This is a genomic window from Ensifer adhaerens, from assembly GCF_013283195.1.
Classification (GTDB): Bacteria; Pseudomonadota; Alphaproteobacteria; order Rhizobiales; family Rhizobiaceae; genus Ensifer; species Ensifer adhaerens_G.
This window is the reverse complement of sequence record NZ_JABEKT010000002.1, coordinates 1,050,575-1,068,240: the sequence shown is the minus strand read 5'-3', so window position 1 is coordinate 1,068,240 and position 17,666 is coordinate 1,050,575. Positions and strand designations below refer to the sequence as shown.

The 17,666-nt window shown below is 60.2% G+C and carries 19 protein-coding genes and 1 pseudogene; 10 read left to right on the top strand and 10 right to left on the bottom strand.

What is annotated here, in order from left to right; genetic code table 11:
* Positions 1 to 171: 171 nt before the first annotated feature.
* Both LPJGGPFB_RS21275 and LPJGGPFB_RS21270 read right to left on the bottom strand, forming a co-directional pair.
* Positions 172 to 606 (bottom strand): type II toxin-antitoxin system VapC family toxin, encoded by a 435-nt coding sequence (locus LPJGGPFB_RS21275; protein WP_173421900.1) that lies wholly within the window; start codon positions 604 to 606, stop codon positions 172 to 174.
* On the bottom strand, positions 606 to 848 hold the full coding sequence (locus LPJGGPFB_RS21270; RefSeq protein WP_173421899.1) for a type II toxin-antitoxin system Phd/YefM family antitoxin: 243 nt from the start codon (positions 846 to 848) through the stop codon (positions 606 to 608). Before LPJGGPFB_RS21270 ends, LPJGGPFB_RS21275 begins: the two co-directional genes overlap by 1 nt.
* Positions 849 to 1,081: 233 nt before the next feature.
* On the opposite strand from LPJGGPFB_RS21270, the pseudogene LPJGGPFB_RS33140 reads away from it, so the two are divergent.
* A pseudogene (locus tag LPJGGPFB_RS33140) lies at positions 1,082 to 1,272 on the top strand (ABC transporter substrate-binding protein); the annotation flags it as partial.
* A 100-nt stretch (positions 1,273 to 1,372) separates the two neighbouring features.
* Here the strand turns inward: LPJGGPFB_RS33140 and LPJGGPFB_RS21265 are convergent.
* Positions 1,373 to 2,287, bottom strand: coding sequence for a LysR family transcriptional regulator (locus tag LPJGGPFB_RS21265; protein WP_173421898.1), 915 nt, complete (start codon positions 2,285 to 2,287; stop codon positions 1,373 to 1,375).
* A gap of 94 nt (positions 2,288 to 2,381) precedes the next feature.
* On the opposite strand from LPJGGPFB_RS21265, the gene LPJGGPFB_RS21260 reads away from it, so the two are divergent.
* Positions 2,382 to 3,179 (top strand): NAD(P)H-dependent oxidoreductase, encoded by a 798-nt coding sequence (locus LPJGGPFB_RS21260; protein ID WP_173421897.1) that lies wholly within the window; start codon positions 2,382 to 2,384, stop codon positions 3,177 to 3,179.
* A 241-nt stretch (positions 3,180 to 3,420) separates the two neighbouring features.
* Here LPJGGPFB_RS21260 and LPJGGPFB_RS21255 read toward each other — a convergent pair whose 3' ends face one another.
* Both LPJGGPFB_RS21255 and LPJGGPFB_RS21250 read right to left on the bottom strand, forming a co-directional pair.
* Positions 3,421 to 3,858, bottom strand: coding sequence for a type II toxin-antitoxin system VapC family toxin (locus LPJGGPFB_RS21255; RefSeq protein WP_173421896.1), 438 nt, complete (start codon positions 3,856 to 3,858; stop codon positions 3,421 to 3,423).
* Positions 3,858 to 4,103 carry a type II toxin-antitoxin system VapB family antitoxin gene (locus LPJGGPFB_RS21250; RefSeq protein ID WP_173421895.1) on the bottom strand — a complete coding sequence of 82 codons (246 nt, stop codon included), beginning with the start codon at positions 4,101 to 4,103 and terminating at the stop codon, positions 3,858 to 3,860. Before LPJGGPFB_RS21250 ends, LPJGGPFB_RS21255 begins: the two co-directional genes overlap by 1 nt.
* A gap of 490 nt (positions 4,104 to 4,593) precedes the next feature.
* Here LPJGGPFB_RS21250 and LPJGGPFB_RS21245 point away from each other — a divergent pair, with 490 nt between their 5' ends.
* From LPJGGPFB_RS21245 to LPJGGPFB_RS21230, 4 genes are all read left to right on the top strand, one after another.
* Positions 4,594 to 5,538, top strand: a complete 945-nt coding sequence (locus LPJGGPFB_RS21245) for a Bug family tripartite tricarboxylate transporter substrate binding protein (protein WP_173421894.1) — start codon at positions 4,594 to 4,596, stop codon at positions 5,536 to 5,538.
* Positions 5,535 to 6,026, top strand: a complete 492-nt coding sequence (locus LPJGGPFB_RS21240; RefSeq protein ID WP_173421893.1) for a tripartite tricarboxylate transporter TctB family protein — start codon at positions 5,535 to 5,537, stop codon at positions 6,024 to 6,026. The genes LPJGGPFB_RS21245 and LPJGGPFB_RS21240 overlap by 4 nt, the downstream gene beginning before the upstream one ends.
* Before the next feature lie 14 nt (positions 6,027 to 6,040).
* Positions 6,041 to 7,558: a tripartite tricarboxylate transporter permease gene (locus tag LPJGGPFB_RS21235; protein ID WP_173421892.1), complete on the top strand. Its 1,518-nt coding sequence runs from the start codon at positions 6,041 to 6,043 to the stop codon at positions 7,556 to 7,558.
* A 253-nt stretch (positions 7,559 to 7,811) separates the two neighbouring features.
* Positions 7,812 to 7,979, top strand: a complete 168-nt coding sequence (locus LPJGGPFB_RS21230; RefSeq protein WP_173421891.1) for a hypothetical protein — start codon at positions 7,812 to 7,814, stop codon at positions 7,977 to 7,979.
* Between the two features lie 109 nt (positions 7,980 to 8,088).
* Here the strand turns inward: LPJGGPFB_RS21230 and LPJGGPFB_RS21225 are convergent, their stop codons facing one another.
* Entirely contained in the window at positions 8,089 to 8,361 is a 273-nt protein-coding gene (locus LPJGGPFB_RS21225) for a hypothetical protein (RefSeq protein WP_115422650.1), read from the bottom strand.
* Positions 8,362 to 8,487: 126 nt separating this feature from the next.
* Entirely contained in the window at positions 8,488 to 9,591 is a 1,104-nt protein-coding gene (locus tag LPJGGPFB_RS21220; protein WP_173421890.1) for a DUF475 domain-containing protein, read from the bottom strand.
* A 449-nt stretch (positions 9,592 to 10,040) separates the two neighbouring features.
* Between LPJGGPFB_RS21220 and LPJGGPFB_RS21215 the strand changes: the two genes are divergently transcribed.
* The 3 genes from LPJGGPFB_RS21215 (at position 10,041) to LPJGGPFB_RS21205 (ending at position 12,345) form a co-directional block, all read left to right on the top strand.
* On the top strand, positions 10,041 to 10,949 hold the full coding sequence (locus LPJGGPFB_RS21215; protein WP_173421889.1) for a DMT family transporter: 909 nt from the start codon (positions 10,041 to 10,043) through the stop codon (positions 10,947 to 10,949).
* Between the two features lie 94 nt (positions 10,950 to 11,043).
* Complete coding sequence (locus tag LPJGGPFB_RS21210) at positions 11,044 to 11,439, top strand: VOC family protein (protein ID WP_173421888.1); 396 nt, start codon at positions 11,044 to 11,046, stop codon at positions 11,437 to 11,439.
* 129 nt (positions 11,440 to 11,568) lie between these two features.
* Positions 11,569 to 12,345, top strand: a complete 777-nt coding sequence (locus LPJGGPFB_RS21205) for an ABC transporter substrate-binding protein (RefSeq protein ID WP_173421887.1) — start codon at positions 11,569 to 11,571, stop codon at positions 12,343 to 12,345.
* A gap of 47 nt (positions 12,346 to 12,392) precedes the next feature.
* Here the strand turns inward: LPJGGPFB_RS21205 and LPJGGPFB_RS21200 are convergent, their stop codons facing one another.
* The 3 genes from LPJGGPFB_RS21200 to LPJGGPFB_RS21190 all read right to left on the bottom strand — a co-directional run bounded on the left by LPJGGPFB_RS21200 (position 12,393) and on the right by LPJGGPFB_RS21190 (position 16,306).
* Positions 12,393 to 14,033, bottom strand: coding sequence for a glycosyltransferase (locus LPJGGPFB_RS21200; protein ID WP_173421886.1), 1,641 nt, complete (start codon positions 14,031 to 14,033; stop codon positions 12,393 to 12,395).
* Positions 14,023 to 15,153, bottom strand: coding sequence for a DegT/DnrJ/EryC1/StrS family aminotransferase (locus LPJGGPFB_RS21195; protein WP_173421885.1), 1,131 nt, complete (start codon positions 15,151 to 15,153; stop codon positions 14,023 to 14,025). The genes LPJGGPFB_RS21200 and LPJGGPFB_RS21195 overlap by 11 nt, the downstream gene beginning before the upstream one ends.
* Positions 15,154 to 15,262: 109 nt before the next feature.
* A complete protein-coding gene (locus LPJGGPFB_RS21190) occupies positions 15,263 to 16,306 on the bottom strand; it encodes a Gfo/Idh/MocA family protein (RefSeq protein WP_173421884.1) in 1,044 nt (347 codons plus the stop codon).
* 357 nt (positions 16,307 to 16,663) lie between these two features.
* On the opposite strand from LPJGGPFB_RS21190, the gene LPJGGPFB_RS21185 reads away from it, so the two are divergent.
* A complete protein-coding gene (locus tag LPJGGPFB_RS21185) occupies positions 16,664 to 17,665 on the top strand; it encodes a GNAT family N-acetyltransferase (protein WP_173421883.1) in 1,002 nt (333 codons plus the stop codon).
* Position 17,666 lies beyond the last annotated feature (1 nt).

Sequence of the window (17,666 nt, the reverse complement as noted above, 5' to 3'; positions counted from 1 at the left end):
AGCCGCTGGAACAGGCGGAACGCAATCCACCGGGAGAGGTTGGGTGCCTAGGAGCCAACTACGGCACCCTTGGACTTTCGGCGCGGCTTCGGCCCGTCGTCTTCAACGTCGGAGAGATCGCTTCTACGTCAATTCACGAAAGCCGCAGGGCTGCAAGAGAAAAGCCCTACCCTATAACTCTGGCAGTGCCTCGAAGGGATCGAGTGCTCGAACGCCTAACGGTCCAAAATGACGCAGATTACGTGTCAAAACAGTCAAGCCATGCACTTGGGCTGTGGCAGCTATCGCTATATCCTCGAAACCCGGCTGATGGGCACGAACATCATCTAGAATATGTCCGGCCGCATGCGCGCATCGCAGATCGAACGGCAGCAGCTTCTGCGCGTACAGAAACTCTATGCTTTCCCACCAATCATTTAGCCGCTGCGCCTTGGTGGTGGCACCTTCTCGTTCCGCCTTGGCAATCCCGGATTTTACCTCGGCCGCCGAAATAACAGATAAGAATAGTTGCGAACTGGCTTTGTCGAGCCATTCGACAAGCTGCTCGGAACTTTGACGTTTGGACGGGGCAAGCGCAGATATCACGTTCGTATCGACCAGAAACATCAGAAATCAATCATCCGGCGCGGCTTGTCACCGCGCAGTGGGATATCGTCCTCATCACCTGGATAGGAAGCTAGGAGCCGTCCGAAACTCGGAACGTTTTTCAGCTTTTCATACTCCACGAACGAAAGCACTACTGCTTCCTTTCTGCCGTGCCGTGTGATGATCGCAGGATTGCCGTGAACCGCCTGATCGACAACAGCAGAAAGCGTTGCCTTGGCATCTTTGAGCTGGATCTCTTTCATGTCGGCCTCCAAATAATGACTACAGTAGTCATATAGCCGCATCAACGCTCCCGAGCAAGAGCCAAACGGCTTAGAGACGCCTTTCGCTTCAGATTTGAGGCCAAAGCGCGCAGCTCGGCCGCATTCTTCACTTCACGAGCGGGCGGCACGCTCATCCAATTGCCGTCGCCCCTTTCCTCACGCGAGTCATAGACCGGATCGGAACGGGACTCGCAACGGCGGCGCTGGGTCTGCAGGAAGGCCAGACGATCATGCCGCGGCAACCCGTCGTCAGCTCAGATGTCGCCGGCGAAAACACCGCCAACACCATGCTGGAAATGCTCGGTGACCAATCGCGTTCGGCGCCCGTCGCTGATGGTCTACCGATCGGGTCAAGCGGTCACGGCTCATTGCCCGCTGGAACGAGGTCCTGCGGCTCCATTAGCCGCAACATTTCGACACCGAAAGTCGCGGGTCTCTGGCGGCAGGGTACAACCGCAAACATCGCCGGCAACCATGGACGGTCGCGCATCAGCGCAAGCCGTTCATTCCAGGCCCGGAATTCCGCCGATCCGCTCAGCCAGATCGTCGACGAGCAACCGCACCCGGGCAATGCCTGCACGCTCGGGCGCGATCAGCATGCTCAACGGCACGGATGGCAGAAGATATTCCGGCAGGACGGGCACCAACTGGCCGGCGGCAAGCAGATCGTCGACGAGCCAACGGTGAGCCGGGGCGATCCCGCGGCCGGCGACGAGCGCCTCGCGCACCGCCAACCCATGGTCCACGCGCAGACGCCCATGGAAAGGCACCCTATGCCGTTCGCCACTCTTGCCGTGAAGCTCCAGCAGGTCGCTGCCTGCCACATTCGACATGCGAATGCCCTCATGGTCCGACAGATCCCTGGGAACGATCGGCGTTCCACGTTTGGCGAGATAGTCCGGCGCGGCAACAAGCAGACGCCGGCTTTGGCCTAGTGCCCGCAATTTCATGGAGCTGTCGGTCAGCGGCCCTAGACGCAGCGCGATATCGATCCCCTCGCGCACAAGGTCGATGCGCTCGTCCGTCAGGTTGAGATCGACGCCGATATCCGGGTAGCGCTCCTGAAAGGCAAAGATCAACCACGTGGCGTGCAGCACGCCGAAAGCCGCAGTTGAGGACACCCGGATCGTCCCGGCCGAGGCGCCACGGGTGCCGCGGGCCTCATCGGCGGCCTGCTCCACCAGGCGCAGAATCTGGATGCTGTTGGCATAGTATTGGCTGCCCTCGTCCGTCATGGTCACGCGCCGGGTCGTGCGGCTGATGAGAGGCACGCCGAGTGCCTCCTCCAGTTCACGCAACTGCCGCGTGACTGTCGACTGTCCAACGCCGAGCTCCCGCGCGACGGCCGACAGGCTGCCGCGCTCGGCGACACGAACGAAGGTCCTGATACGTTCGAGCGTGATGTCTGATTTATCCATTTTGCGGCACAATCATATGCATTCACGAAATTTAATAGGACAATTCGAGGCTGTCTATATCCAAGGTCGGTTTCTCATCACAGGAATAGTGACCATGAAAGTCTTGCTTGTTTTCGCCCATCCGGAGCCGCATTCACTCAACGGGTCTCTTCGCGACGTCGCCATCCGTGAACTGGAGGCCCAGGGGCACGAAGTCAGGGTTTCCGACCTTTACGCCGACAATTGGAAATCCGAAATCGATCGGCCCGACTTCCCGTCTCTTGACGACGAAACGCCGTTTCAACCGAGCCGCGCCTCCAAAGCCGCCTTTGCAGCCGGCCAGCTGACCGAGGATGTGAAGGCTGAACACGAGAAGCTGCTATGGGCGGATACGCTCATCCTGCAGTTTCCGCTCTGGTGGTACACGATGCCGGCGATCCTGAAAGGCTGGGTCGATCGGGTCTATGCCTATGGATTTGCCTACGGCGTCGGTGAGCACAGTGACGCCCATTGGGGCGATCGGTTTGGCGAGGGCACGTTCAAGGGTAAGCGGGCGATGCTGATCATCACCACGGGCGGCTGGCAGGAGCACTACTCGGCGCGCGGGGTCAACGGACCAATCGACGACCTCCTGTTCCCCATCAACCACGGCATCCTCTACTACCCCGGATATGATGTGCTGCCGCCCTTCGTTGCCTACCGGGTCGATCGCATCGACGAAGCCAGCTTCGACCGTCTTGCAGAAAACCTGCGCGAGAGGATGCGAACCCTCTCGACCACACCACCCATTCCGTACCGGCGCCAGAACGGCGGCGACTATCTGATCCCGAGCCTGGAACTGCGCCCTGGGGTAGGCGAGCCGGCAGCAACAGGCTTCGCCCTCCACGTCGATCGGCGAGATGCAGCCGAGTAGCCGTGCAGCATTGCGGGCGAAACTACCAGGCGGCTTCACCAGTTCTTGCGCATCGCCACCCATTCGTTTTCCGGCCTAAACGGTGGACGCCGGACGGAACTCCGGCCTCCACCTTGTGGCGCCGGATGCCGACACGCCACGTTGTATTCCAGCGAGGATGCCGGATTAAGGACGCTGGCTGCTACTCAGGACAAGGAATTCGTCGGCTGTCTAAAGCTTGGCGTCGTCCCAGCCGGCGATCTCAGGCAACATCAATATCTGTCCTCGAAAAGTCATCGCCTTTGAACAGAAGCGGCATATTTTGGGACTTCGCACAAGCATAAGCAAAACAATCGCCGAAATTCAGCCTAGCCGGATGACCGACAAAGCGACCATAGTTGCGTGCCGCCTCAATTGCGGCGCGGTGCAGGGATCCGCTAATAGGCATTTCTTGGCCATCGATTGCTTCAAGGAATTGCGCAACACTCTCCTGCGCCATTTCGATGATATCCGGTGCCGTTGGAACCTGGTCGCCGTTGTGCGAGATGGAAATAATACGTGCCAGGCTGATCACCGCTTCGAACACAGAAAGTGACGAATAAAAGACTGGCGTCTTCGACATTTCGATTTTGGCAAGATGATAGCCAGCGTCTTCCTCGCCGACCAGCACCGCTACAATCACAGAGGCGTCCAGAAACATCAGAGTTCCCACATCTCGTCGGTGAAGCGCTTCATGTCGAAGTTGGGCTTCTTCGAACCCATACGCGCTCTGAACTTCTCTTGAATTTTCGCGACGCGCTCGCGTAGCGGCACTTCTTGCCGTATGCGATCGAGTTCATGCTGCAAAGCGCGCCGAACGGCCTCTGTCTTGTTAGGAGCCTTGGACAGCTTCTGGAGTTCGGAAGCGAGATCGTCGACTGTGTCGTCACGAATATAGAGTGCCATGGCCTTTCCTTGAATATGCAGCAAGGGATATTGGAATATTCTATTCTGAATATTCAAACATCACAAGACTGAACAGTTTTACTGCGCCCCATAAAACGAAGATCTGAGCTCGACCTACTTCCCCGCCGCGGCTCGCCTCTTAGTAGGTAAATGAGGCTCGAACATTCGCGATTCGCGTACGAGCCGAAAAAGGAAGGGACGCCTGCCCCATGGCGAGCCAATTTGCGCCGCGACCGGCACGCAAAGCTCTAAGATTTCGTAAACATCGCGCTTCATTTCCCCATTGAGGGCTTGATGTCAGCTTAATGTCAGCTTTCTATGATGGCTTAGCAGTCGCTGGCGCCCCGTGGAGGCGGGCCCGCCGGTTGCGCACTGGGAGGAAGTCACCAATCCGGTCAGCGACAAGTGTCCTTTGGGCACCGTCGCGTCTTCCCGTTCGCACGCAGAAACAACGTGCGCGTGGAAAATCGCGCCTCATGGAGGACTGACCTTGAAACACTTTTTCCTGGCATCCATTCTCGCCGGCGCAATGGCGCTGCCGGCCTATGCGGCTGACTACACCATCATCGCTCCGGCAAATCCGGGCGGCGGCTGGGATCAGACGGCCCGCTCGCTCCAGACCGTCCTGCAGCAGGAAGGCATCTCCGGCAACGTTCAGGTCCAGAACGTACCGGGCGCCGGCGGCACCATCGGTCTCGCCCAGTTCGCAAGCCAGCAGAAGGGCAACCCGAACGCCCTGATCGTCGGCGGTTACGTCATGGTCGGCGCAATCCTGACCAACAAGTCGCCGGTCACCCTCAAGGACGTCACGCCGATCGCCCGCCTCACCGGCGAATTTGAAGCAATCGTCGTTCCGGCCGCTTCCGAGATCAAGACGATGGCCGACCTCGTTGCAGCCCTCAAAAAGGATCCGGGCGCCGTGTCCTGGGCTGGCGGCTCTGCCGGCGGTACCGACCACATCGCCGTTGGCCTGATCGCCAAGGCAGCGGGCGTCGACCCGACCAAGATCAACTACATCGCCTACTCCGGCGGCGGCGAAGCGCTTGCAGCCATCCTCGGCAGCCAGGTCACGGCCGGCATCTCCGGCTACGGCGAGTTCGAAGCCCAGGTCAAGGCTGGCACGCTGCGCCTGATCGCAGTTTCGAGCGGCGAGCGCCTCGCCGGCATCGACGCCCCGACGCTGAAGGAATCCGGCCTCGATGTCGTCGTTGAAAACTGGCGTATGGTTGCAGCCGCTCCGGGCCTCACCGACGAGCAGAAGGCAGCCGTTTCGGCCGACGTCGAGAAGCTTGCCAAGTCGGCCGGCTGGCAGGAAGTGCTCAAGACCAAGGGCTGGCAGGACAGCTACCTCTCTGGCGACGCTTTCGCCGCCCAGCTCGACAAGGACGTTGCGGCAACCGAAGGCGTCCTCAAGGACATTGGACTGGTGAAATGACCAAGGGGCTCAACCCTTCAACCACAACGCGTCGCCCGGATCGGGCGGCGCTCTTCATCGCGGCCGTGCTCGCCGCTATCGCTGGCCTCATTTTCTGGGACGTGTCGCGCCTTTCGGGCGCTGCCGGTTACTCCCAGGTCGGACCGACGACGGTCCCCTATGCCATCGCCTGCTGTCTCGCGGGCCTCGCCGTCTGGACCGTCTTTGCCGCATTCCGCAACGATTTCCCCGAGCGTGAGCACCAGGAAATCTCGCCGGTCATCTGGATCGTCGCCGGGCTTGCAGCGCAGATGCTGCTCTTGAACGTCGCAGGCTTTTCGATCGCCACCGGCATTCTGTTTGCGCTCACCGCGCGCGGCTTTGGTAAGCGCAAGCTCTGGTTCTCGCTGCCAGTCGGCATCGCGCTCTGTTTTGCCGTCTGGGTGATTTTCGCCAAGCTCCTGCAGTTGTCGCTGCCCGCAGGGCCGCTTGAACACCTGTTCTTCTAAGAGGGCCGTCGACCATGGCTACTTTTGAATTCCTGTTGCAGGGACTGTGGGTTGCTGCCCAGCCGATGAACCTGCTCTACGCGCTGATCGGAGTAACGCTCGGCACCGCCGTCGGCGTTCTCCCCGGCATCGGCCCGGCCCTGACCGTGGCACTTCTGCTGCCCGTCACCTACCAGCTTGACCCGGCCGGTTCGCTGATCATGTTCGCCGGCATCTATTACGGCGGCATGTATGGCGGCTCGACCACGTCGATCCTGCTCAACACGCCGGGTGAAAGCGCCTCGATCGTCACCGCGCTCGAAGGCAACAAGATGGCCCGCGCCGGACGGGGCGGACCAGCGCTTGCCACCGCCGCCATCGGCTCGTTCGTTGCCGGCCTGATCGCGACGCTCGGCCTTGCCTTCATCGCGCCCTATATCGTCAAGCTCGCCTTGGTCTTCGGCCCGCGCGAATATTTCGCGCTGATGGTTCTCGCCTTCGTGACCGTGTCTTCTGCGTTCGGCGACAGCACCCTTCGCGGGTTGACCGCACTCTTCGTCGGTCTGGCGCTTTCCGTCGTCGGCATCGACCAACTGACCGGCCAGGCGCGCCTCTCCTTCGGCGTGCCGGAACTGCTCGACGGCATCGAGGTCACGACACTTGCCGTGGCGATGTTCGCGATCGGCGAGACGCTGTTCATCGCCGCTCAGGGTGAAAAGGGTCCGGATAAAGTCGAGGCCGTGCGCGGCTCAATCTGGATGAGCAAGCTCGATTGGGCACGGTCGTGGAAGCCTTGGCTTCGCGGCACCTTCATCGGCTTCCCAATCGGCGCCATGCCGGCCGGCGGCGCCGAGATCGGCACCTTCCTGTCCTATGCGGCTGAAAAGCGCCTGGCGAAACACCCAGAAGAATTCGGCCATGGCGCCATCGAAGGCGTCGCCGGTCCGGAGGCTGCCAACAATGCTTCGGCCGCCGGCACGCTCGTCCCACTTCTGACGCTCGGCCTGCCGACAACGGCAACCGCCGCGATCATGCTCGCCGGCTTCCAGCAGTATGGCCTGCAGCCTGGGCCTTTGTTGTTTGCGACCAACCCGCAGCTCGTCTGGGGCCTGATCGCCAGCCTCTTGATTGCCAACTTCATGCTGCTGGTCCTGAACCTGCCGCTGATCGGCCTTTGGGTAAAGCTGCTGACCATTCCGAAGCCATGGCTTTATGCAGGCATTCTGATGTTTGCGACGCTCGGCACCATCGGCGCCAACCCGTCGGTCTACGAACTGGGCATGCTGCTCGCGTTCGGTCTGCTCGGCTATGCCATGCGCGTCTTCGGCTATCCGATCGCGCCTGTCGTCGTCGGCCTGATCCTCGGGCCGCTCGCCGAACAGCAGCTCCGCCGGGCGCTGGCCATCAGCCAGGGTGACGTCAGCGTGCTCTTCACCTCGCCGATCGCGGCCGTGCTGCTGGTGATTGCGGCTGCCGCCCTGATCATCCCGCTGATCCTCCGGGCTCGCGGACGCGGCGAAGTGCTGGCACAGCTCGCAGCCAACGAAGACTAAACAGCCCTGCTGCGTCGCGCCTGTTCAGGGCCGGCGCAGCAACGCTCTGACCTTCTGCGTGATCTTCCTTAAATCGAACCCGATTTGGGGAAATATGCAGGAGCCTCCCAAGGCTCAAACAGCAGGCCCGGTCGATGGACAGTCGACCGGGCCTGCTTCCGTTGCATGGCTGGAGTGTCCAATTGTGCATTGCAAAAAGACCTGCCAAACCCCATCTTTTGCTCATCAGAGAGAAAACGAAAGCGAGCACGAGATGGCTACCACAACTTACCGCAAGGGTTTCATCGGCCGCGCATTCGCAGTTCTCGGCGCCGCTAGCGCTGCTGCCGCTGCTGTCGAAGGCCACCGCCGCCCGAAGGCAAGCGACCTGCGCACCCTGGGCATCGACCCGGCCAACTTCCCGGATGCAGGCCGCAGCTAACAGAGATTTCCAGCGCCCGTCATCACGACAGGGCGCTCTATCCTCCCAAGGATGAGACGGCTCGGCATCGAGAGATGGCGGGCCGTTACTTTTTCTGCGTTTGGCCTTGCTAGCGCCCCGTGGCCGCGCGGACAAAGTCGCGCATGCGCTGCCGCAGAATGCGCCCCCATGGCACCTCTGCATCAATTGCGCGGTATCCCGCCTGCGTCAGCGAAAAGCGGACGCTACCGTCGATCTCTCGTCTCGTGATGTATTGCATGTTCAAGGCGCGAAAGACTGCCGCGTGAAGCTCCTGCGGCCAATCGATGTCGTCGGCCGGCACCCTGTGGGCGCCCGCTCGGTAAACCTCTTCCAACACCCGCGTCAGATCGCTTGAAATCATCGACCGGTTATCTCCGGATAACGGTCGTTTGGCAATCTGTGTGGGCGCAATGGCCGGTTCCCCAACGCAAAAGGCCCCGGTGCGAGCGCACCGGGGCCTTCATTGAAAGCGTATGGTCGAGGCCGCTTACGCCTCGACGCGCGCCTGACTGTGGCTCACTTCGCCGTTGAGCTCCGCCTGGCGCTCCCGCTTGTTGTAGCGGATCGACGACCAGAGCGAGATACCGATCAGGGCAGCGCCGCCGAGGCCGGTGATCACTTCCGGGATATGCACCAGCGTCTGGAAGTACATCACCACCGAGAGGATGAGGATCGCGTAGAACGCGCCGTGTTCCAGGTAGCGGTACTCGCTGAGCGTGCCCTTCTCCACCAGCATGATCGTCATCGAGCGCACATACATCGCGCCGATGCCAAGACCAATGGCGATGATGAAGAGGTTCTGCGTCAGGGCGAATGCGCCGATAACACCGTCGAACGAGAAACTCGCATCGAGCACTTCGAGGTAAAGGAACGCACCGAAGCCACCCTTTGCCGCGGCGTCCAGCGTCTGTTGCGACGCATCGAGCAGACCGCCGATCACCTCGACGGCGAGGAAGGTCAGGAGGCCGTAGATGCCGGAATAGACGAAGGTATGCGCTTCGGCGGGATCGAGCAGCCTGGAGAAGCCGAGGATGAGCGCCAGCACGAAGGCAATTTCGATGCCCTTGATCGTGGCAAAGCGCGCCATCTTGCTTTCGACCCAGGAAATCCAGTGCACGTCCTTCTCATGGTCGAAGAAGTAGGTGAGGCCGACCATCATCAGGAAGGTGCCGCCGAAGGCCGCGATCGGAAGATGCGCATCGTTCATGATGCGGGCATATTCTTCCGGCTTGGTCGCCGCCAGCATGATGGCGTCGATCGGGCCGATGCTTGCCGCGATAACGACGATGAGCAGCGGAAAGACGATGCGCATGCCGAAGACGGCGATGATGATACCCCAGGTCAGGAAGCGATGCTGCCACTCCGGGGTCATGTCCTTCAGCTTGTTGGCATTGACGATCGCGTTGTCGAAAGACAGCGAGATTTCGAGGACCGCCAACACGGTGCAGATGAAGAAGACGGTCGCCATGCCGCCGATCGTGCCGGTGGACTGCCAGCCGAGCCAGGCGCCGAGCACCAGGCCGACCACAGTGACGATGAAGGCCCACTTGAAGTAGCCGAGTGAGCTTGCGTGCGTGTGAGGCTGCGTCATCGACGTGCCTCCTTCGAGCGCACGACGCCCGGTTCCGAGAAGAAGTGGGGTTTGGAAACGAAAACACGCACGGCCGAAAGGGCACATGCGTTAGGCATGAGATCAGTTTTCATGGTAGCTAATCCGCCGGCTAATTTGCTGGCGGTACCGACATCACGAGAGCGCCGTAAAAACTCTCGCCAGAGGGGCCCGGCACCAGTGTTCATCCCGCGGTCCGATGTCTGGTCGGCGAGATCACTCCTTAACTAGCAGCGCAGCACGTTACGTCAAGAGGCAACGCCACCTCTCCCGGTCCGATCTGGCATTGCGTGATCGAAATCCTCGACGCCAGATCGGGGCGGCTTTGGTCGGAATCATTCGTAAAACTTATGGTCCCATACGCAGTGCGCGATGGATCGGCGCGACGGAATGTGCAAAAGGCACGGGAAACACGTTTGAAAGCCACTCCCATGACCATCATAGCCACCTCTGCCACCGCGCCGAACGCCGCTCGGACGGGCGTCATCGTCATGCTTTTGGGCATGCTGATGTTTTCGCTCAACGACGTCATGGGCAAATGGCTGGTGGCAACTTACTCTGTCAGCCAGTTGATGGTCATCCGCAGCATCGCAGCATTGCTCGTGCTTTCGCCGTTCATCCTCAAGCGCGGCCTGCGGTCGATGTTGCAGGTCGAGCGGCCGTGGCTCCAGGCGCTGCGCTCGCTGCTTTTTGCCGTGGACGCGTCGGCCTTCTATTTCGCCGTCGCCTATATGCCGCTCGCCGACACCATGACCTACTGGCTGGCAGCGCCGATCTATGTTGCCGCCGCCTCGCCGTTCCTGCTTGGCGAAAAGGTCGGTTGGAGACGGTGGACGGCGATCCTCATCGGCTTTGCCGGCGTGGTGATCGCGCTTGAGCCTTCGAAGGACACGTTCAGCCTGCCGGCTCTGATCGCCCTTGTCGGCAGCGCCGCCTTCGCCTTTGCGCTGATGCTGGGGCGGACACTGCGCTCAACGCCTGATACGACACTGGTGTTCTGGCAGGTCATCGGCGCGCTCGTCTTTTCACTCGTCGGCGTTGCCGCCAATCCGTCCGGCTGGGCGCCCGTCGATGGCGAAGCCGTGCTTCAACTCGGCATGCTCGGCATCGTCGCGATGCTCGCGCACATCCTGGTCAACCGCGCGCTGAAGCTCGCCGATGCGGCGACGGTGGTTCCACTACAATACACGCTGCTGCTTTGGGCCGTCGTCTTCGGCTGGTTCTTCTTCGGCGACATGCCGCGCCCGACCGTCATTATCGGCGCCGCCCTGATCGTTGCCTCGGGCCTCTTCATCTTTTTCCGCGAGCAGCAGTTGAAGAGACGGGGCCGAAATATCTGACAGCTCCCGGCCGACCGTCACTTCGAGAGGAAGGGTTCCATCCTCTTTCTTTCTCTGATACCTCGCGCCCGTCTCAACGCTGAAGGAGGCTCACTTGGCCAAGGCAATCCATTCGATGATCCGGGTGCTCGACGAGCAGAAGTCCTTGGACTTCTACCAAGTGGCATTCGGGCTTTCCGTTGCCGAACGGCTCGACTTCGATACCTTCACGCTGGTCTATCTCAGCAATGAAGACAGCGAATTCGAGCTTGAGCTGACCATCAACAAGGACCGCACCGAACCCTATGCGCTCGGTGATGGCTACGGCCACCTTGCTTTATCGGTGGGCGACCTCGACAATGAACACAGGCGACTGACCGAGGCTGGACTAAACCCGAACAAGATCGTCGAATTCAATCGCGACGGTGCGCTCCTGGCGCGGTTCTTCTTCATCACCGATCCCGATGGCTACAAGATCGAAGTGCTGCACCGCCACGGACGCTACAAGTGATCGCCTGACGGCGATCACAATCAATCGAAACAATACCGATTATCGCGCCTATCTATTTCGCTTATAGGAAGACCGGACATACTGTTCTCCGCAAGCATCAAGAATGATGCGCCAACAAGGGGAACGACGATGAAAAAGCAGATTGCAGCGATCGCACTGGCTGTCATGGCGACGGCAAGTTCGGCCGGCGCCGCCGACAAGATCAAGATCGGCACCGAAGGCGCCTATCCGCCTTTCAACTTCATCGATTCGGCCGGCAAGATCGGCGGCTTCGATGTTGATATCGGGCTGGCGCTTTGCGAGCGCATGAAGGCGGAGTGCGAGGTTGTCGCGCAGGATTGGGACGGCATCATCCCCGGTCTTCTCGCCAAGAAATACGACCTCATCATCGCCTCGATGTTCATCACCGAGGACCGCAAGAAACAGGTCGCCTTCACCAATCCCTACTATCTTGCAGCGATGACGCATGTAGCGCCAAAGGGCGCCAGCATCACCACGTTTACCAACGAGGCCCTCAAGGGCAAGGTGATCGGCGCGCAGTCGGGCACCACGCAGGCCGATTTCATCACCGCCACCTATCCGGACGCCGAGATCAAGCTCTATCCGACGCAGGACGAAGCCAACCTCGATATGGTCAACGGCCGTCTCGATCTTCAGGTCGGCGACATGCTGCCGCTTCTGGATTGGGTGACGAAGAACGATGACGGCAAGGCCTGCTGCGAAATCATCGGCGAGCCGATCACCGACAAGAAGTTCGTCGGCGAAGGCGTCGGCATTGCCGTGCGTCAGGACGACAACGAACTGCGCGAAAAGCTCAACAAGGCCCTCGACGAAATCCGCGCCGACGGCACATACAAGAAGATCAACGACAAGTACTTCACTGTCGACGTCTACACGATGCAGTAAGACAGACCCGCTGCGGCCGGCCGCCGTCACGGCGGCCGGCGAGCCGGTTACACCGCTATCGCTTTCGCTGAGGCGATACCGGAAAGGCCATCGGCCAAAACGCGGATCATCGCAGCCTGGTCGGTGAGACCGCAGCCTTCCAGGACTCGCTCCATGAGTGCGAGCCACTGCGGAAAATCTTCCTGTCCAAACCAATGAATGGAGAGGCAATCCCCAGGCATCGGCCCTTCCAGGCCGGCCTTCTCGAAATCGATGCACTGCACCGGTCCCGATATCAGCCACATGACGCGACGAATGCTGACATGAGGCACGGTTTCTGCCTGCCGCATCATCATTTCGCGCAGATCTGCGTCGTTCAACAGCGCAGACAGCAGCAGAAGCCAGGCGATTTCACACGGGTCCAAACGACCCATGTTCGGATCGAGTCGGCCCTGCGCATTGCCTCTGCGGGTGAAGAGCACGATCGCATCCTCGAGCTGCCCCTGAAGCATGGCCAGAATGCCAAGCATGAACGGCGGCTCGGCGATATGGCCGATCCATTGGCTTGCGTCGTTGAGGGCCGCCTGGGTTTCGACAAGATCGTCGCCGATCAGAATCGCATCACGGGCGTCGCGCAGGATGGCCGACATCGGATTGTCGTGAAGCGAGAAATTCTCGATCGCGGGCGTGCCTGACTTCGCCGGCACATTCCTGAACTTTCCAAACTGCCTTGTCTGCTGCGTGACTTCGCCAGCCTTGCGCACTAGTTGGCATTCGTACCAATCGAGCAGATAAGTCCATTTCTCGCGCGTGAAATTGTCCTGTATCAGTCGATAGCCGTTGTTCTTGATGCGGTTGTAAACATCAGGCTTCGAGGATACCGCGACGATCTTCGTGTAGAGTTCGTCACCCGTACCCAGAATGCAGTTCTGAAGGTCGACGAACCCATATCGCTTCACGACTTCAGAATCCGGCGCGACCAGGATCGCACCTGCTGCCGGTATCTCCAGGTGCTTTCGCACCACGTAATCCAGCCGGGTCGTATCGGCGATGGAGAAGTAGCTCTGCGATATCAGACGAGCGTATTTTTCATCACGAACCTCGAATGGGACCGGCGTGCCGGATTGATAGCCGGGATGCGTGTAGATCAGCGTTGGCAGGAAATGTTGTATTTCCTGCGTGATCTTCGCGCGCCAAGGGTAAAAGGCCGGGAACAGGTGACCGCTGAAGATGGCGATCGGGATCGTTTTCTCGACGGCGTGATCCTTGAATATCTTGCTATCGACGAACAGAGGCAGGAGATAGCAGGGAAAGCGCTCCAGCTCCGGTGTGTGTTGCAAATGCTCGATGCCGCAAAAGATCGCTTCGATGCGGTAGGCATCCAACATGCCGAAAAGCAGTGGCCTCATGGGATCATGGGGATCGCAATTGAGGTACAGGACGCGCGGAATTTCCGCATATGCATCGATGTTCGTGATGTTGAGACGTTGAGGGCGGACCCAATGGACGGCGTCAAAAACGACGAAATCGGGCTTCAATCTGCCGCAGACCTCTTTGAAATCGAAGTCGTGCTCGATCGTTTCGACGTCGCAATGCAGAGCGAGTGCATGCACCCACTCATCCGAAATCTTCCGCAGAAGAGGTGCGGCGTTCGGATTCGGCGTCGGCCTGACACACAGGACCCGCCTGCGGGGCGATTTAGCGGCCATTTTCGTCACCTCGCTCGAAGAAGCTTCTCACGGCATCGATGACCCGATCCTGCTGGTCCGGGGTGAGGCCTGCGAACATCGGCAGCGACAGCGCCGTGCCCGCATAGTCTTCGGCAACCGGGAAACTGCCCTGCGCCGATGCCATGTCTGCGAAACATGGCTGTTTATGAAGCGGGATCGGGTAATGAAGCCCCGTCTGCACGCCATGTCCGTCAAGATGCCCCTTGAGCGCATCGCGCTGCTGTGTGCGGACGACGTAGAGGTGGAACACGTGGTCGCCGTGGATAGTCTCCGGCAGCGTCAAGGGAAGCCCGGCCAGACCCTCGGCGTAGCGCTGGGCTATCTGCCGCCGTTGGTTCGTCCAATCGTCGAGATGTGCGAGCTTGTGCCCGAGCACCAGCGCCTGGATACCATCCATGCGGTAGTTGTAGCCGATCATCTGGTGAACGTAGCGCTGCGCCTGACCGTGGTCGCGCAAGGCGCGCATCGCATCGGCGCTGCGATCGTCATTGGTGACGACAAGGCCGCCCTCGCCGGCTGCGCCAAGGTTTTTTCCAGGGTAGAAGCTGAAGCAGCCAAAGTCTCCGAGAGAGCCCAGCGACTGCCCGTCGTAGCGGGCGCCGATCGCCTGCGCCACGTCCTCGATCACCAGAAGCTTGTGACGTCGGGCGAAGTCGAGAACCGCCGCCATGTCGGCCGGCTGCCCATAGAGGTGAACCGGTATGATCGCCTTCACCTTTTCGTCCAGCTTGCTTTCGGCATCGCGCACGTCAATTGTGCCGGCGCCTGCCTCGACGTCGCAGAACACCGGGATCGCTCCGGCATAGATGAGACCCCAGACCGTGCCGATGAAGGTGTGGGTCGGAACCAGGACCTTGTCGCCAGGGACAATTCCGGCAGCGATCACGGCCACGTGCAGGGCTGCGCTGCCGCTGCTGACGGCCACCGCATGCCGTACGCCAAGATACTCGGCGATCCGTTGCTCGAAGTCCTTTGCCCAAGGGCCGAGGCAAAAGGCGCTTGCTTCGAACAGGCGCTCCATATCAGGCAAGACGCTGCTGCGAATCTGGTTCCACTGGATCGACAGGTCCACGAAGGGCACTGTGGAATGCGCGTTCATCTATGTCTCTTTCCCTTGCACTCGAGCACCTGCCCGACCGGCCGCGGTCGGGAAGGCAATCGACGCTGATAAATGTTGATTCTGCAAAAGGCGCCAGATCGGCCGGATCTCATTCCGCCGCGACGACACTTGCCTGCTGGGCCGCCAGTCCGTTGCGAACGCGCCGCAGGCTGAAGTCCAGCTTGGCCTGTGCCTGTTCAAGGGTGCGCACGACCCGAAGTCCCAGGCGTCCGTCCGTCTTGCATCGCTCCTGCCCCAGCATGACGCGGCGGAAATGCTCGAGCACGTCCACCAGCGGCTCGGATCCCGCAAGGCGTGGCGAATGCACCGAGCCGATACGGTAACTTGGCAGGATCATGTGACGCTCCTGCTCCGACTGGAAGGTAATGCCCGAATCGTAGACCTTGAGCGGCTCTTCGCGATTGAGATCGTCCCAGACCGCCATCTGGGCACTGCCGCCGACGGCGATGCGCCGAACCTTGACCGGAGACATCCAGCTGAGGTTGAGATGGGCAACCATTGATCCGGGATAATGGAACGTCAGGTAGGCGATATCAGGAGAGGTCGGATTGACGTGGCAATAGCCGCTTGCCTCGATCTCGACCGGCTCGTGCTGGAACAGATAGTCGATGATCGAGAGATCGTGCGGAGCCAGATCCCAGAGCACGTTCACGTCGGGCTGAAACAGGCCGAGATTGACGCGCTGCGAGTCGAAATAGGAGATGCGGCCAAGCGCTTCGGAGTGCACGAGTTCGGCGAGCTTCATGACGGCCGGATGAAAGAGGAAGGTGTGATCCACCATCAGGGTCAGACCACGGGCGGCAGCCCGGAAAACGAGATCGGCGGCCTCGTCGCTCGAGCTGCACATGGGCTTCTCGACCATCACATGCTTGCCGGCGTCGAGCGCTGCGCGCGCAAGATCATAGTGCGAGGCAACCGGCGTTGCGATGACAACCGCATCAATATCGCCGTCGGCCATCACCGGCGCCGCGTCGGGGTAGACTTTGACGTTCGGGTGAGATGCCGCCAGCCTTTCCTGCAGACCAGGCGCGGGATCAACAACAGCAGCCAACTGGAGGCCAGGGTTGCTGGAAATCACCCGGAATAGGTTTCGCCCCCAATATCCCATTCCAAACAATGCGACCTTGATCATATTCTCATCCATCAAGAAAACTATGCGCCCCAAACTGGATCACAAAGCTTGTCCCGGCCTGAACGCGGCTAATTTTCCTATTGATGATAGAGGGCCGAATACTCAGCGAAGGAAAGCCTGGCAAAAGATTGCGCCAATACAACGCGATTGCGGCAGACCTCGAAACGCAATCGTAGTCGCCGCACCAAGACTATGAATTCATAAGTAATATTCCGGATTGGAAACATTTCGGAGAACGTTGCGAGATGGACGGACCGGCGGAGATTTGCCGTTCGCTTCTCTTGGGACGTCATCACCGACCGATGCCGCGAGCCAAGCGTTAAGGTCAGCGGAAACTCTATAGCGGCGAAACTGCGCATGGTTCATCACATCACGTCCTACGACGACAGCGTCAAGCAGGCCTGGGACGGCTTCGTGCCGACGACGCAAGTCGGCACGATCATGCACAGCCGTCGGTTTCTCGAATATCATGGCGAGCGCTTCAAGGACGAAAGCCTGTGCGTCTGGAGCGATCCCGGCGTTCGGCTGAAGGCGGCCATTCCGTTGGCGCGCGCACCGAATGCCACGGATGTCGTTGCCTCGCATCCGGGAAGCACATTCGGCGGCTTGATCGCCAGCGTGATCGACCCTTCGGAGCGGGCCAGCATCCTTTCAGCCGTTGCCGGGACACTGCTTGAGCGAGGCTATCGCAAGCTCGTCTACAAGACCGTGCCGGCGATCTTCGGACAACAATTCGATGAAAGCGATCTGAGGTTGCTTTTGAGAACAGGAACCGTGCGCCGGGCCGATCTCTGGAGTTTCATTCGGATCGACCGAGCCTACGCCTTTTCCGCCAAACGGCGCGCCTCGATCAAAGCCGCCGAACGCAAAGGCGTAGAGCTACGGCAAGCCCAACAGGAAGCGGATTGGGTTGCTTTCCACACGCTGCTGTCCAGCAACCTGCAGGAGCGACATTCGACCGTGCCGGTGCACAGCCTCGCCGAAATGCTCGATCTGCGCCGGCGCCTCGAGGGCGAAAACCAGCTGTGGCTTGCTTACGGGCCGGACGGCGAAATTCTCGCCGGAACATGGTGTTTTGCCTACAACGCCGAAACGCTCCACACCCAATACATCGCCTCCAATCCGCGCGGACGAGAACTCGGCGCCGTGGACTACCTGTTGGCGGGCGTGATCGACGCGACAGCGGCCAGCAGCTTCAAGGTGATGTCGTTCGGCATCAACACCCTGTCGGATGGATACGCGATCAACACCAACCTGCTGAAGCAGAAGCTGCGTTTCGGCTCCGGCGTCGCAGTGCACTGGCACTTCGACGTCGATCTGGAGCAGTTGGCGAATGTGGAAGCGGGTTTTGCATCATGAC